The sequence below is a fragment of the Paenibacillus canaveralius genome (assembly GCF_047238265.1).
Taxonomy (GTDB): Bacteria; Bacillota; Bacilli; order Paenibacillales; family NBRC-103111; genus Paenibacillus_F.
This window is the reverse complement of sequence record NZ_JBDFMM010000001.1, coordinates 1,250,520-1,265,247: the sequence shown is the minus strand read 5'-3', so window position 1 is coordinate 1,265,247 and position 14,728 is coordinate 1,250,520. Positions and strand designations below refer to the sequence as shown.

Genomic DNA, 14,728 nt, shown 5'->3' with positions numbered 1-14,728 from the left:
TTGCATGCAAAAAGACCGATCGTTTGACCGGTCCTCATCTATTTTCCATTGGTACGCCTGCTTTTCTGAGTTTCGAATTTACATCAAGGTAAATATTATTGATCTGCTCTTGGATCGTGCGAAGCTTCTGGGCCTTGGATTCAGCCGAAAGAGTCTTATCCCCGTTGATGTCTCGCTTCTGATTGTTTAGGTCGGTCAGGAGCTTAGATGGTGACCCTTTCGCTTGCGAGGACACGAGCTTATAAGCTTCTTCCGTATACCATGATGGCAACGCGGCCCCAACGTCTTTATTATCCTTGTTGGCGTTTGTGAGCTTATCCTTTGCGCCGAAGTAGTCATTCGACAGATTGTTGGTGAACACTGGGTCCACGATAAAGTTTTTAAGCAACGTGTTCCGTGGCGTGCCAGCACCCATATCGGAGGTAAGTGGAAGCAGCAACCGTGCTGGATCACCGCCATATGCGCGAATGAGGTAATCGACTTTCAAAGGCGCCATGCCCAATTTCTCTCCGATGAACTTAGCCGGCCAAGTCGTCTTTTCGTCATATTGATACTGCGGCGATCTATCTTCCAGACGCTTCGGCACGATCGGCGCACCGGTAAAGCTCTGATTAGAAATTAAAGCACTGAAAGGTGCGGTTGATAAGGAATTTGCAAATCCACCTAAGCTCTTTTCGATCCCTCCCCCTTGCGTAACGCCTTGCATTACTCCGTTTAACAACGGTGGCAATATTGCATTTGAAATGGCATCCGATGTTCCCTTAAAAGCTTGTGAATCGTTATCTCTAAATTTACTTAAGAGGTCTACCATTAAGGCCCCTAGCCATAGGTATTCCTGTGCCATAGGAACTTTAGAAAAAGTACCATCAGCATTCTTATTTACAATTACATTTCGGTATAATTCTCTGGCCGGGATGTTTTGATAATCCGGATCATCATGGTATTTCGTGTATTCAAGAAATTTAGGAAGAAGAATGACACCACCCACCATGGCTGTAGTTTTTACAGGGTTATCTTTAAACGCCTTAGCTAAACGATAGACCCCTTGGACCGCGGCATTTTGATACGGGATAAATTTTTCAATCGTTTGGCTTTGAGAACCACGACGACTAAAATTAGTCGTAATTTCGCGCGATTCTTGTAATGCATTACGTATGGTTTCAGGTGATCGAACTCCCCCTTGACTACGCAAAGACCCTTTATATGCCGCCATACGGTTTGCATTTTCCGTAATATCTGCTACTCCCTCAAGAACTTTAAAAGGCATTAATGCTGTCTTTCCGGCTGCACGAGTGATTCCTTTAGGCGACAAGATCGCGTTTCGATCAAGGCTTCCCACTCTTTTGTTTAACTGACGATCTCCTTTTAGAGCTGCTGAATATTCGCCTCCCACTCTTCGAAAATCTTGAGCTAGAGCACGAATGTTTTCAAGACCCGGTGTTCCTTTAGGAGTCCTGTCAGCAACCGAGCTAATCATTGCATGCATAAGATCCCATACATGCCAGACAGGGGCTTTTGACTGAATTAAGGCTTGTCCTACATCAGTAGTAAGACCTTTGACTGCAAACATTGGTGCTAGAGCCCCTGTTGCGCCGCGCTTGGTAGCATTACTAAATTTACCGAAGATATCTAAAATCAAATTAGATTGCTCGTATCCTAGACCAACCAATGCTTTGAAAGCCTCCGGATCATGAATCTTGATCTTTACAGGATTTCCGTCCACCATTGCTTGAACAATGTTCTCTGTTCCACCCTTCTGTGCTGCTTTCTTAAATAGCACATCAAAATCCCCATTTAACTTTTCGAGCAAGCCTTCCACGCCATCAGACTTAATAACGTCATTAATTTCTTTGAGTGACTTTTGAGTAGCCTCAGTTGTTTCAGGAACAATTTCAGCGAGTGCCCGCATTTCCTCGGGATTGGTGCGAATCTTATCAACCACTCCTTGCATGACGCGGTTCCGCATAGCTGCGTTAACCCACGCGCCTGTGGCTTCTATTATAGATCGCCGGGGGTCTACTATATTCCGTACAGAACCAGTTGGGCTAATCTGTTTAATTGGTGCTTTTTGCCCGCTAAACGCAGGCTTTGCACCCATAGTAAATGCGCTTGAAAACTTCTCTGAGCGAGTAAATTCCCTTCGCATAGGAGTGTAATTTGGGTTTTGCTCGCGGAGATAATTAAATGCTTCCCGAGAGATGAGGCCCTCATCTACACCGTATGTCTTGAGCATGTTCTCATTAAATTTGTCCCATGCCATTCCGTTATTGGCAAAGTCCGGGTTGCGTTTTTCAAGCTCTGCAAGGCGTTGTTGTGCCTTTTCAGGAGTCATCCCTAGACTATCTGCATATACCCTTTCGCCGCGTTCCATACGCGTTTTAGCGTGTCTGAGAACAAGGTAATCCAGGAAATCTTTTGTTTTACCTCGTGCCACGCGATCAAAAATTTCTTTTAGGCCATCCCCCAACACTTCACCCTGAGGGTTAACAAATTTGTCGTGTACTATCGTATTTGCAATGTTATTAGCGCGACTCGCGTCAATGGATTTATCATAAACGTCTTGGCTAATCTTTTTCAGGGGCCGCAAGTAATCAACAAAGTTATGTACTGCAGCCCTACCTGTATCTTTTAACTTTGCGGCGATTCCTTCGATGTCATTCCGAATTGGCTTGCTCACGATCTGACCGGCCGTTGTCAGTGGGTCCTTGCTGATCTGCTTAGTACTGCCGAAAGGCGTGATACCAAGCCCTTGCTGGCCGAAGAGATCCGTAAACATATCTTGCTTGGCAGGCTGGGCCTCAGGCACATCATCCATTAACTTAAGTGGTGTTAATTCGCCTTGTGACTTAGTGGACTCACCTAATTCCTCGGCTTCTATACGTTTAGAGAAGTCGGAGAACGATGGCAGTTCTTTCTTTTCCTTGATAGGGTTGTTGAACCAATCGTCTATGGTTGGAGTTGGACGTTCTGACGTAACCGCGGCCGGTCTGGGCTCTGGTAGTGCTAACATTGGTTGTTGAGAAGGAGATGGACTTATCCGTCTGCCAAGAGCTTTGATTCCTGCCCCAAGACCACCAAGTACGGCGCCGCCAGCAGCCCCATATGCGCCTGCATAGGCCATTCTTTCCGGTATATCGCTAAACTCTCCACCAGTCATTAATGTACGCGGCGCTTCGTACGCAGCTGCTCCTAGAGCCTCCTGAGCCATTAAACGAGGCACACCTGTTAATGTCGGTATTCGGGTCGAAACCGGAGTCTTATTTAAAAAATAATTTCCTAGGTCAGTCGTTTTGTTGACCGCATATCCCAATCTCGGGCCACTGAAAAAAAGTGCTGGCACGTTTTGCTCAAGCTGAGCAGGGTTAACAGCGAAACCACCTATGACTCCAGCTATTTGCGAAGCAATATCCCCCACTTTACTGCCTGTAGATTGAGCGGGATATGGCATAGGCGCCCCCATTGTTGCGGAAGCGCCTTGGTTAAAGTTTTGCACCACTTTACCCGGGACTGTGTCATAAAGGAAACTATCTCCTACCTTCCCTAAAACATCGACCGTATTGTGCTTTATAGCCTTTAAAATAGAATTCTCAGGGTCCAGTTCAGCTCGTCTAGCTTCATTGACGTATTTAGGATTCGGCACGATGTCCTTAACAAGCTCTCGGGCTTTAAATACCGAGTTTCGACCGGCTTCCGCCGCCTGAGCTTGCGATAGTTCTTTCAATCCAAGTTGATCCGCGATTAACCCTGCACCACTTACTACATCTTGAAGCTTAGACACGGAATCTTTAACCGCACCAACCGATTTACTCATTACTGTCGGTGGGTTCATTTGGTTATAAACTTGCTTGTACATTTCCAGGAAGGAACCTTCTTGCTTCTTCTGGGGCAAGACGCCCGTCTCTTGATAGTCGTCTACAATCTTGGCGTAATCCTTAAGCGATTTTTTACCCTTACCTTGTGATTGATTACGAGAAAAGTAATCGCGCAACGACTGCGACATTCAATTCACCTCCTGAGTGCGTTATAGTATTTCGTGACTCCGTTTACCCAATTCTTATTTAACGAGGTGGGGTCGTTTGCTGCGCCGATTGGGGCGTATTTCTTTTGAATAGCTTCGATAGAGGTAAGTCCCTTGTCAAAATAGTTCCTTTTAAGGTTGGAAACCATCGCGTCAATTCCTGCCTCTATGCTATCGAAGCTCATAAGACCATCTTTGCTCATCATCCCGCCTACGTTGTTTTTACTTTTTACTGCATTGCTTGTTCCATTTCCCGTTTCGTGCATAATAATTGCAGCCACTAATGTAGGGTCCACACCCCGTTTACTGCTTGATTTTTCTATGGCGCCACCATAATTTTTTAGCACACCGCCGAGCTGCGTGTTTAATTTCTGGGCGTTCGCACTGGACCCTCTAAGGGACTGCCCGGATCCCGAAGAGGTTATCAGTTTGGGTCCAGCCCAAGAGATGAAGCAATCAAAATTTTGTCCTCAATTGAGGCGTCAGCTTGATCAATAAGCTCTAGAAGCTTCTTCTGCTTAGCAGAATCTTTAGGAGCTATCTTCTTACCTTTTGCATCTACATCCATAAATGAAGATCCTTCGGCAATGCTCTTTAACTGACTAGCACTAACTGTGGGTTTATGAGTAGTTCCTTGGTCCATTTGGAAACCAAGCCTTGATTTATCGAGCGCCAGACTGCCCTGTTTATAATCATAATCTTGTTGTTGACCAAGTTTTTGCATATCAGAAGTAATACCAAACTGTCTTATAGTTTCAGCTAATCTTTCCCTCTCAAGTGTAGGCAAGTTATTAAAGTAACCCGTCAGTCCAGATTCGGTAACGGCTTTATTCAAGTCCTGAGTTTGTCCTTGCAGCGTTCTAGGCCCCTTATCTTGGAACCCATAATTTAACCAATCATCAACCGGCGTGCCCATGTATCCCGTACGATCGGCCCAATTGAACATCATATCCATGTTCTTAACCCTAGTGTCCATGGTGTTGTTGCCGTTAAACTTGCCTGTCAATGGAGCTTGAGATATTTCGTTTTGAAGTTCTTGCTGACCCAGATTGTTATAAGTCGAGAGTACACTAGCCAAAGCACTTTTATAGTCGTTATCTCGGTTATAGTTTTCTTTGTTGATATCAAAGTTCCACTTGTTATCCGTCTGGTATCGGTTATACGCTTGATCAATCATCTGCGGCAGGAGTTGCGTATCTACGCGCTCCATTTGCTTATTCGCTATCTGGTGGGCGAGCGTTTCTGACAGCGAGGAATTTCCCTGACCGCTGCCGCGAAGCTTCGCCATCGTATTGTTTTGTTCAGTCCCGATGTTTGCCCGGGCTTGTCTTAATGCATTCTGGTAATAGGGGTCGGTGTTCTGATCATAAACAAACGGCTTAGGCGCCTCAACTTGCGCCGGTCTCTGACTTGCTGATTCAGCCCACTTTTGCAGGAAGCTGTCCCTTTTAGTCGTAAACTCGTCCCTCTTTAAAACACTGTCCGGCTGAGAGGCGTAACCGCCGGTTGCCGTGTTTACCTGGTTGGCCCAATTTTTAGCCGATGTAGCACCTGCTGTATCTCCCAGAGAGTTCTTGGCGTTGAAAACCTCCATGGCTCGCTGAAATTCAGTTTTACCGGCGTTTTTATCTTGGGAATAGTTGACCAACCTCTGCTCCCATGGAACATCGTCATCTACAGGTTTGCGGTACGTATAGGCCATGTCCATCCTCCTCATTTGATGGTAAAATATAGGCGGTGATGATATGGATCTGTTCAAATTAATTCAATACATATATTTTCTTGGCGTTGGTTTACTTGTCTCAGGCGTCTACCTTATTGTGTTGTACATCATACTCGGAGAGACTGAACGCGCTATGAAGGAGGCAAGTTTAACAGCCATTCAACTGGTGGCGACTATCTTTTTGCGCGATCGGTTTAATTTGAAGCCATAAGAAAAAGAGCCCGGCATATGCTGGACTCTATCATTTATGGTATAATCTTCCTTGTACAACAGAACGGTTGATAGGCGGTCGGCTAACCTCTCGGAAGGGAGGTGATGCCTGTGGAGGTCAAAGATGCGATCACTCTGATGTTCCTTTTCGGAATGTTCATTCTGAAGCTGCTTACCTACCTCAAAGAGAAATAGACCGCCTGTGAGAAGGTTACGGTCTATTTCTTTGACTTAGTTCACTTTTCCGCAGCCGACCGCTCTTCAATGCGGCTGTTGTACAACCTAGGGGGACCAAAGATGTTAGCGCATCTAAGGTCTCCCTTCTTACTTTCCACCGCAAATAGGTTAGCCGCCTATAGTGGGTTTTCTCTGCGCATTGCTTGAGGAACTCGCTGCTGTTCAACCTCTTGTTGCCGACGGGCTAGCACCCCGTCTTACTTTAATTTTCACCTGTTGACTTTATTTTATCACATGTAAATTATTTTTTACAATATCTAGAATGGATTGCATAATAAAAGCCCACCATATGGTGAATTTCATTGCATTTTCGAAGTGTCAAAATCTTTAATGAAATCAACGGTTTGCTGATATAAGATCTGCGTTTTATTTTCGATTCGTTCTATTTTTTCCTCGATTCGATTAAGCAACACAATAATCTGTTCAAGCTTTTCTTCCACCTAACAACACCTCCTTTCAATGTAAAAAGGGACGAGTCACAAGGACCATCCCTTTCACTTATCCCATCACTATGCTTGTTTCTGGCTGACTAACTCAATGAGCTTCTTTCTTCCAGCTTCGTTGTATCTGAAACTCGGTACTTGCTTGTCTGAGCTGCGTGACTTATCCAAGACAGTAATTCCATACTCGGCTGTCTTGAGATTGTGCTCATTGGCTAGGCGACCAATCTTGTTGCTCGATAGTCCAAGCTCATTACCAATCTCCGTAGCCGTGTAAGTCTTGTCCACTTCTGGTGGAGGCAACATCACTCGATCAGTGAGCACGTTTGCCGCAAAGCTATAGAGCTGCACCAAAGATTCTTGAGACACTCCGAGCATAGACACCTTCTCAGCTATCTTGAGTGCTGTGTTGCTTTGTCTGACTTTAGCATTCAGGAGTTTGACTTCGATATTCTTGCGCTTAAGTTCGAGGTCGTTATTCTTTGGCCGGGTTCCCCCTTCTACCTCAAGAAGATAGTCGCGAATTTTCTGGGCTACTGCACTATCACGAAGTAGCATACCAATCCTCAGTAATGCTCTCCGAGGAATGATAGTAAAGGATACAGTATTTTTTCCAGTTACACCCAGGTCCTTCAAGGACCTCAGTTCATCTCCTGCCAGAACCCTTAGTCCATCACTCTCAAGTTCCAACCTGTGATCTTTAATGCAAGACTTTAACGCTTCTTTTTTCACTTCGAAATACTCTAAAGCCATATCAATACTAGAATGAAGATCATCCGGCAACATTATCAATTTTTTTACCTTTTCCAAGACCTCTACACGATCGGCAACCGTTTCCCTCAGAACCTTGCTTTCAATCAGCGCATCACTTTTCTTCATGCTACGAATCCTCCTCTAAATAATTTTTGAACATTCAATCCATCATTGAGACCTTTCCTATACGCCAAGTCTTCACTAAGTAAGCACAAGTGACTCATTAACACTTCAAGATCAAGAACAAAGTCTTGCAGGTCGTTCGGGAGTTTACTCACTAAATGGACTAACTTGTCGTTAAACTCATCTAAGTATTCTCCGATGATTGGGTGATGAATGTTCTCGTTAGAGACTTCTTCGATACGTAGCATGATGCTCTCTTCGGGTATATGACTCACTCAAATCTTCCTCCTCAAGATGAAGGAAGGTAAGTGTTCTTGACTACTAGTCATCACTAGAAGTAAAGATGTAAAGAAGTAAACACTTTTATTTACATCAACATCTGGTTATAATAGTCGTGAAGGAACACTTACTTCCTTTTTAGATGAACACCTTCTGTCCGCCAAGACATGGGAAGGTGTTTTCGTTTTAAGATGCATGTAATAATTCATCAATAGTTCCACATCCATACGTATTAGCTATTTTTCTTAGAAGCTTCAAGCTAGGTGTCTTCCTGCCGATTTCTAGTGATCTTAAGTAATCAATAGAAATCCCTAACTTGATGGCAGTTTCCATTTGAGACCATCCTTTTTCTTTTCTGAGTTGTTTTAATTTTTCGTTCATGCTACACCTCCTCCTCGAACAATAATGTACTATCTGTACATGTTCAAATTGTACATGTACAGATAGTACATGTCAACATATAACTGGAGTTGATTCAATGTCTATCGGAAGTCGTATAAAAGAACAAAGAATAAAATTGAGACTCAACCAAACTGATTTCGCAAAAAAGATTGATATTTCTTTAGATTACCTAAGGAGTCTCGAAACAAATAGACGTACCCCTAGTATCGATCTGTTAATTAAATTAAGCGAAGAGTGTGATTGTTCAGTAGATTATATATTAGGCCTGGATCAACCCGCCTCATGGGAAAAAATCACCTTGGCTGGAGGATATGAAATTGCCAATGAACTTTCAAGAACTGCCACAACAGACTTACAACGGTTAAAAGCAGCCAAATTATTGAAGGATTTAGATCGCATTCGCGACGAGCTCATTCAAACTTATGGCCCTGAGGCAGAATAACTATAAACTTATAAAGTAGTCGTAAACTTTACGGTCAGTGCATTGCATTAATAGAGCCCCCACCACCTGGTGAGAGCTCTTTTTGTTATTGAAGTAGGTTTTCGAGTCTGGAGAGTTCTTCTTTGAAATTCTCCAGAGCTTTTTTATACTTATCAAGTTCAACAGTTCCTACGGATGGATTCTCAGAAATGTAAATCTCTTCTCTTTTAATAGCCCTTTCCATTAATCCAATATCCATCTTCTTTTCATTTATCTGACGTTCGATTGTTTCTCTGTCCAAGGTTGGTTGAACAGGCTCTTGCGGTGCCGTGGTAGGTTGTGGCGTTTGAGAAGGCACAGGTTTTACCTCCTTGTCGTTATTAGGTACAGTGACTGACTGATCTACTATATCAATGGTGCTTGTTTTTTCATTCCAAACGGCTTCTTTACCAACAAGACGAGCCGTTTCCTTAACGGGTAGGTAAGATGATCCTTCATAAATAAGGACCGGATTCTTTAAATTGGCATCTTTCCCGTCAACCTTAACCGGAAAATCCGGCCTTAGGTATGCAGTCACCTGATTTATAACGTCGTCAGCGAATGCAGTAGCAGATATAGTAAGCCCAACACCCAGAATAAAACCCAATAGAACTTTTTTCATGTCCATCCTCCAGCCATATGTTTTGTGTACATTCTACCATATGGTGGAAGCAATTAGGTAGATGGAGGAGGGTAATACGGTCGAGATTCTAAAGCAGAAATTCTTGCCGACAAAGAGTCGAGTTCGTTCTGCAATGTCCTACCATTGCTACTCATCAGTTTACTCCAGTTAGCCACTCTAACATATCCGGTGGATGCTGTTAAATATAAATCACCCAATGATGATCCAATTTGAATATCACCAGATTCAGCGTTAATAAGAAATCTATTCTGATATATACCCATAGATACCCTGCTGCCCGGATATGACCACTCTAGTGACGGACTCTGATAAAAAGCTGGATCAATTTTCATAAAGTTGTTTGCAGTAGTAGAAGCCTTAAGCAACGTGCCTGCCGAACTGAACTCGATCCTCGGGAATGTATTCTCCGAAGTCGCAATGTACGACCCAATAATTGTACTACCAACCATCTTAATCGCCTCGATCAGTCCCGCGGTAATGTGCCCCAGGTCTGCAGATATTGCGGATAGTTTATTTACATCGATCCGTTCGGCTTGAATTGACTTCACCCGAATGTTCTCGTTGCCTAACATACCGTCCATCAGGTAATTCAGTTCCTTAATCACGCGGCCAACGATTTGTCCAAGCTGCTCCACCGTCATTCCTTGTTCAACGCGGGGAAGGTTTAAATCTGCCACAGTATCCCTCCTATCTCAATGGTAAATAATCCTCTTCTCTTGCAATTTCATGGATCGTGACCGGTCCTGTACACTCGATCTTAAGCCGTATGTATCGCGCATTTACGGCCACATTTGACCGGATGTAGATCGGTCGGCTGCTGATGACTGTCGTCGCTGGAATGGACTGTACGATCGTCCAATCATCGTCACCTGTCACTTGCTTGCTCATGTACACGTTCATTGAGCTTCCCGCGGGTATAGTTGCCGTTATCCAGGCTTTCAGCCATCGGATCGTCTGAGACATTGACTGAGCAGTAAACGCCTTAGAAACCCATACAGAGGTCACAGGAGAGTTACCGTCTGTCGCTCCACCAAGTTTCCATATACGTCCATTGTTATCGCCGAAATACAGGTCATTGCCTACACTGGCAAAACAATTGGGCTGAATGTCCTTCCATGTATACCATGTTCCCTTTGATGGGTCATACTCCAAGATGACATTGGGAAGTAAGCTGTTTCCGATCGGCAAGGACACATAAAGCTTCTGACCATTCGTCCCAACTGAACACTTGTCCCGCGTTTCTGGATTTATATTATCCACGTACCACTGTACTGGTATGGAGAACTGCTTACTCGGCACAGCGCCACCCATGTACTCGTAGATGCCATTTCGGTCCAGAATGTACATGATGCCTCCAATGGTGACCACGCAACGGTTATTGATGGCGCCAATGTCGTATGTGACCGGCTGCACGCGGAACGTGGAGACCATCGCGCCAAACATCTCGTGCATGCTGGATTGTTTAAAGATCGTCACGTGACCGATACCTGCCTTTACAGCGGTGATTGTTTCGCCGTCCGGTGTATCAATGCCAATGAAGTAGGAATCCTCGTCGTCCCCGTTGAACGTCTGCCACTTATCCGCGCTTCCTCCGGCCGTAGCATGCAGCGTATTGTTTACCGCGGCCCATAAACGATCGTAATACTGCTCGATCAAATTTAAGCCAGCCACCGGGTTTCCGATACTGGTTACTGTGGATCCGTTATAGGCTCGTACACCATCTTTACCGTTTGTTCCGACGAGGTTAATATCTGAGAGATTTGCTTTAACGTTGGTAAATGACCAAGTGGCCGATGTGTCTAACCCAGATGTGAGCTTAGTCCACGCACCATCTCGATATCTCCACCAAGTTCCATCCCCGAATACCGCATGGAGTTCTTTGTCCTTCCATACCCCAAGGCCGAGAACCCTTGAACTGCTAGGACTGTGCAAATCTGAAAACCCCGGACGCACCGACAAGGCCGGATATGCTGCCGAGGTAAAATTTTTCGTCTCCGTGGCGAATGCCGGAGCAATCGAGAGAGCGTCCAACCGGCTCTCCCCTTTAAATTCACGTTGAATAATGGCCGGCTTATTACGTACAGGAGGTAATGGTCTCATATGTCACCTCAAGGCTGGGTCAATTGAGGTACCGCCTCAACCGCATCCATAAACATATTTCCGGCGAAAAAGCGATTTGAGCTGGACATTGGCAACCCATCAAAGTAGATATAGGTTCTCGATGCGTCGGCCGTATAACCGTTAAAGCGTTTAAAGCCGCAACCAATCACATTCAACATTTGTTGTCCGCCATTCGCTGCAAAATGCGCCCAAATATTATGCGATACAAAGTTTGTGGAGCTGATTCGACTAAAAGAGCAGCCTTGTATGAGATAAGTACAAGAATTCAATGGGTTAATAGCTGACGTACTTGTAAAAATAAATACATCAGCAATTCCTTTGTTTTGCTCAAAGTAGACGCCGGTAAGAATGCAGCCGACCCCACCTTGGTAACCAGAGTCTTCAAAGCGTAGTCCGTGGTTGACACCGGTTGTCCCAGTGATTCCGTTGGCTTCAATGGATCCACCACTAAAATTGACTGTAGTCGGGCCAATAAACCAACCGCCATATTCGGCGTTTGAGCCAATGTGGCAGCTTGCAAATGATATGTTGTTGGGATACGTGCTAACGGGGTAAAATGCCGGATTCTGTCGCGCAAAGATGCCCTTCTGGTTGAATCGTAAGCTCACATTCTCAAAACGGGAATGCTCGATGTCATCACAATAGATGCCATAATCAAAGCCCGATATCCGGATGTCTTGCGAGTGCAGGAAAGCTGTATTTTGCGAATACATACCTGTTGTGCCTGCCACGTTGTTTCCCACCAAAAAGAATCCCGAAACATTCTGGTAGGAATGGTGACCTTCGCCGCTTGTTCCTCCCTTGATGTGGAATGCTGGGCCAGACAACCCAAGAAATACAATTCGAGTTTGTGCCGATCCCTCGCCTTTGATATTTGGCCGGCGCCTGTCATTCGAGTCCACCAAGGACGTTTGGTCAAACAGAATAGTTTTCGTGATTTTATAAACCCCTCCCGGAAAGTACACCGATCCGCTATGAGCATAAGCTGCATTCACGCAATTTTGGATAGCCGTACTGTCATCGGCGATCCCGTCACCTACAGCGCCGAAGTCCCTAACGTTGAAGAATAGTTCGTTACGCCGGAGATAGTCTTTTGAGTAATCGCCCAGTTGCTGAATGACACCGGTGTAACCTCCAATGAATGAGGCATTGTCACCGATAAAGGAAACTTTGTCAGCGTTAACGAGGGAGGTGACGTAATACTGTCCATGCGGGAAAAAGATTGCTTTCCTGTCTTCTGCGATCGCTTTGTTTATAAGCGCTTGAAGCTTCTGAGTTACGTCTTTTCCCGGATAGATTCCCTCAGTTGCCACGTTATACATAACAGCGTCCCAGACCTTACGGTTTACTGCTGCATTTACATACTGTTCCGCCTTTAACTCACTTACCTGGGCCATTACAACAACCCCCCATACACCATTTCAATTATTGGATAGTCCGGAACACGTTTGGCTTGATTGAATTCTTGTAAGAGCCCATTGTATTTGGCTGTAAAAGCGTTAGCGAAGTCGATATCACGCATGCCCTCCGCAATCTCCACACAAGCTCCATAGATCAAGAGTTTGTGAAAGTCCTTGTCAAAGTCAGGAGATAGCGCTAGGTTGTCCGTAGTGAGCTGTGTTGGCTCGATGTAATGAAACACCATAAGTCCTCCGGCTTGGTCCTTATCGGGCACAGGGTAAAGTTCAATGGCGTTATCCGCCGTGAACGTGTAGAAGCATCCCGAACCAATTCCCTTGCCGTCAAGGTACGGATATTCCACGCCATTGACCACCACGTCTACTACCTTTGAAGTGCTGTATTCTAGCGGATAAAACGGAAGGTCGGCGATAATATCGAACGCGGTTACCGATGTTTGCGTGTAATACGTCCGGTACAACCGGTTCTGGATGTCATTCACTTTGCGGATTACGCTGTCTTGAGTGAGCGCATGCGGATAAAGTTCCATGATTTCGCTTAAAATCTCTTGCAGTGTCATACCACCACCTCCGAATTTTAAAATGAAAAAAGGTGAACCGAAGTTCACCCTTGTTTACATGATTTTGATTTCTGTTTGCGTGCTTTGTTGAATACGTTTGTTTACTTGTTTCGTATTTTCGTGACTTTCTCTCCAAATATCATAAATGACATCTGGCACTTCAAACTTTTTACCCCGAGGAATCGCATAGATAATTCCATTCCATCCTACAGGGACGACGTCATCAGGATTGTTTGGATCTTCGGGTATTTCAATACTTACCTTCGGTCTTTCATCCAGGAGTTGTTTAAGTGTTTTTTCTTCCCTTGCAATCTGTGCCTCAAGATTTTTTTCATTGTTTTCTTCATTTTTAGTCGCCATTATAACCACTCCTTAAATTATACTGTAGCTCCAGATTCGTATCTAATAATGCACAACTCATTTAATCGAACGGTGTCAAACGCACACTTCCATGCCACCGTGTTAAATTGGTTCAGCGGATCTGCTGCCCCCGCGGAACCCGCTGTATGAACAATAATTTCCGGTTTTGAAGATCCCTCGATGTCAGGAATACCGTAAGCACCTTCTCCGATAAATAACGTACCATATACGTCAGCGCCTGAGGCACCCAATCCTGCAAATTTAACTCCATTATCTACCTCAATAAAGTAAATACCATACAGTTTACCAATCACACCATCCGCGAAATTCTTGGTGTTATTTTCATTGTTAGCTTTAATCCATTCAGGTGTTTGCATCAGATCCATCGCGACATCGGTGTGAATAAATGCAATCCACCCTTTTCCGCCGCCTGGCAAAGAAACTGGCTTAACTTTGCTCCGTTTGAACCCTCTGCGAACACGCAGGATATCTAGTGCATTAATTTTATCAGTCTGCAGTCAACAAGTTTCTGGTCGCTTTAGTATTTGCATAAACGACATTTGTTCCAGCTGCAACATTATCACGCACCAAGGTATCCATAGATTCACCTGCATGTTCACCAAAAAGTTCAGATGTTTCAGTCATCATAGGATCAAGTCCTACGGTGTTAATCCAATCTGAAATTTTGGCCCATGCCCCATACTGTTTCACTGTAGATAAGATTTTAGTAATTACAAGGTCGATTCCATCAGGTGTTACACCCTCTGTGATCTGTGTGGTAGATACAGCAAGAGAGTTTAAACGTCTCCAGCTTGTAGTCGCCCCTTTGTGCTTCGGAATATTCTGCTTCTTACCATATTTCATATAGACCAGGTCTGGAAGCAGACGCTCAAGCATCGCGTCCTGATAAAATTCCGCTTGCTCCGCTGTCAGGGCGTTAACCCCTGCTGTTGCGTTATAACCTTGTACGTTAGTTGCCAT

The 14,728-nt window shown here is 44.7% G+C and carries 18 protein-coding genes; 3 read left to right on the top strand and 15 right to left on the bottom strand.

Going from position 1 to position 14,728, the window contains the following annotated elements; all coding sequences use genetic code 11:
- Positions 1–34: 34 nt before the first annotated feature.
- The 3 genes from ABC395_RS05865 to ABC395_RS05855 all read right to left on the bottom strand — a co-directional run bounded on the left by ABC395_RS05865 (position 35) and on the right by ABC395_RS05855 (position 5,720).
- Positions 35–4,000: an LPD38 domain-containing protein gene (locus ABC395_RS05865; protein ID WP_413001457.1), complete on the bottom strand. Its 3,966-nt coding sequence runs from the start codon at positions 3,998–4,000 to the stop codon at positions 35–37.
- 5 nt (positions 4,001–4,005) lie between these two features.
- A complete protein-coding gene (locus tag ABC395_RS05860) occupies positions 4,006–4,365 on the bottom strand; it encodes a glucosaminidase domain-containing protein (RefSeq protein ID WP_413001455.1) in 360 nt (119 codons plus the stop codon).
- Positions 4,366–4,442: 77 nt separating this feature from the next.
- Positions 4,443–5,720: a hypothetical protein gene (locus ABC395_RS05855; protein ID WP_413001453.1), complete on the bottom strand. Its 1,278-nt coding sequence runs from the start codon at positions 5,718–5,720 to the stop codon at positions 4,443–4,445.
- A gap of 43 nt (positions 5,721–5,763) precedes the next feature.
- Here ABC395_RS05855 and ABC395_RS05850 point away from each other — a divergent pair, with 43 nt between their 5' ends.
- Positions 5,764–5,952: a hypothetical protein gene (locus ABC395_RS05850; protein WP_413001452.1), complete on the top strand. Its 189-nt coding sequence runs from the start codon at positions 5,764–5,766 to the stop codon at positions 5,950–5,952.
- Positions 5,953–6,056: 104 nt separating this feature from the next.
- Positions 6,057–6,146 (top strand): putative holin-like toxin, encoded by a 90-nt coding sequence (locus ABC395_RS05845; protein WP_413001450.1) that lies wholly within the window; start codon positions 6,057–6,059, stop codon positions 6,144–6,146.
- Between the two features lie 341 nt (positions 6,147–6,487).
- On the opposite strand, the gene ABC395_RS05840 is transcribed toward ABC395_RS05845, so the two are convergent.
- The 4 genes from ABC395_RS05840 to ABC395_RS05825 form a co-directional block, all read right to left on the bottom strand.
- Positions 6,488–6,628, bottom strand: a complete 141-nt coding sequence (locus ABC395_RS05840) for a hypothetical protein (protein ID WP_413001448.1) — start codon at positions 6,626–6,628, stop codon at positions 6,488–6,490.
- A 69-nt stretch (positions 6,629–6,697) separates the two neighbouring features.
- Positions 6,698–7,507 (bottom strand): hypothetical protein, encoded by an 810-nt coding sequence (locus ABC395_RS05835; protein ID WP_413001447.1) that lies wholly within the window; start codon positions 7,505–7,507, stop codon positions 6,698–6,700.
- The gene (locus ABC395_RS05830) at positions 7,504–7,779 is read right to left on the bottom strand and encodes a hypothetical protein (protein WP_413001445.1); all 276 of its coding nucleotides are present in this window, start codon (positions 7,777–7,779) and stop codon (positions 7,504–7,506) included. Before ABC395_RS05830 ends, ABC395_RS05835 begins: the two co-directional genes overlap by 4 nt.
- Before the next feature lie 190 nt (positions 7,780–7,969).
- Positions 7,970–8,164: a helix-turn-helix domain-containing protein gene (locus ABC395_RS05825; protein WP_413001443.1), complete on the bottom strand. Its 195-nt coding sequence runs from the start codon at positions 8,162–8,164 to the stop codon at positions 7,970–7,972.
- 97 nt (positions 8,165–8,261) lie between these two features.
- Here ABC395_RS05825 and ABC395_RS05820 point away from each other — a divergent pair, with 97 nt between their 5' ends.
- Entirely contained in the window at positions 8,262–8,627 is a 366-nt protein-coding gene (locus tag ABC395_RS05820) for a helix-turn-helix domain-containing protein (protein WP_413001441.1), read from the top strand.
- 85 nt (positions 8,628–8,712) lie between these two features.
- Here the strand turns inward: ABC395_RS05820 and ABC395_RS05815 are convergent, their stop codons facing one another.
- The 8 genes from ABC395_RS05815 to ABC395_RS05780 are packed head-to-tail and all read right to left on the bottom strand — an operon-like array spanning position 8,713 to position 14,728.
- Positions 8,713–9,267: a stalk domain-containing protein gene (locus tag ABC395_RS05815; RefSeq protein ID WP_413001439.1), complete on the bottom strand. Its 555-nt coding sequence runs from the start codon at positions 9,265–9,267 to the stop codon at positions 8,713–8,715.
- Positions 9,268–9,320: 53 nt separating this feature from the next.
- Positions 9,321–9,965, bottom strand: a complete 645-nt coding sequence (locus ABC395_RS05810; RefSeq protein ID WP_413001437.1) for a hypothetical protein — start codon at positions 9,963–9,965, stop codon at positions 9,321–9,323.
- Between the two features lie 10 nt (positions 9,966–9,975).
- Positions 9,976–11,388 (bottom strand): hypothetical protein, encoded by a 1,413-nt coding sequence (locus tag ABC395_RS05805; protein ID WP_413001435.1) that lies wholly within the window; start codon positions 11,386–11,388, stop codon positions 9,976–9,978.
- An 8-nt stretch (positions 11,389–11,396) separates the two neighbouring features.
- Positions 11,397–12,806, bottom strand: a complete 1,410-nt coding sequence (locus tag ABC395_RS05800) for a glycosyl hydrolase family 28-related protein (protein ID WP_413001433.1) — start codon at positions 12,804–12,806, stop codon at positions 11,397–11,399.
- Complete coding sequence (locus ABC395_RS05795) at positions 12,806–13,387, bottom strand: phage adaptor protein (RefSeq protein WP_413001431.1); 582 nt, start codon at positions 13,385–13,387, stop codon at positions 12,806–12,808. The genes ABC395_RS05800 and ABC395_RS05795 overlap by 1 nt, the downstream gene beginning before the upstream one ends.
- Positions 13,388–13,441: 54 nt before the next feature.
- On the bottom strand, positions 13,442–13,747 hold the full coding sequence (locus ABC395_RS05790; RefSeq protein ID WP_413001430.1) for a hypothetical protein: 306 nt from the start codon (positions 13,745–13,747) through the stop codon (positions 13,442–13,444).
- Between the two features lie 17 nt (positions 13,748–13,764).
- Positions 13,765–14,232 carry a N4-gp56 family major capsid protein gene (locus tag ABC395_RS05785; RefSeq protein WP_413006689.1) on the bottom strand — a complete coding sequence of 156 codons (468 nt, stop codon included), beginning with the start codon at positions 14,230–14,232 and terminating at the stop codon, positions 13,765–13,767.
- Positions 14,233–14,254: 22 nt separating this feature from the next.
- Positions 14,255–14,728 (bottom strand): N4-gp56 family major capsid protein, encoded by a 474-nt coding sequence (locus ABC395_RS05780; RefSeq protein ID WP_413001428.1) that lies wholly within the window; start codon positions 14,726–14,728, stop codon positions 14,255–14,257.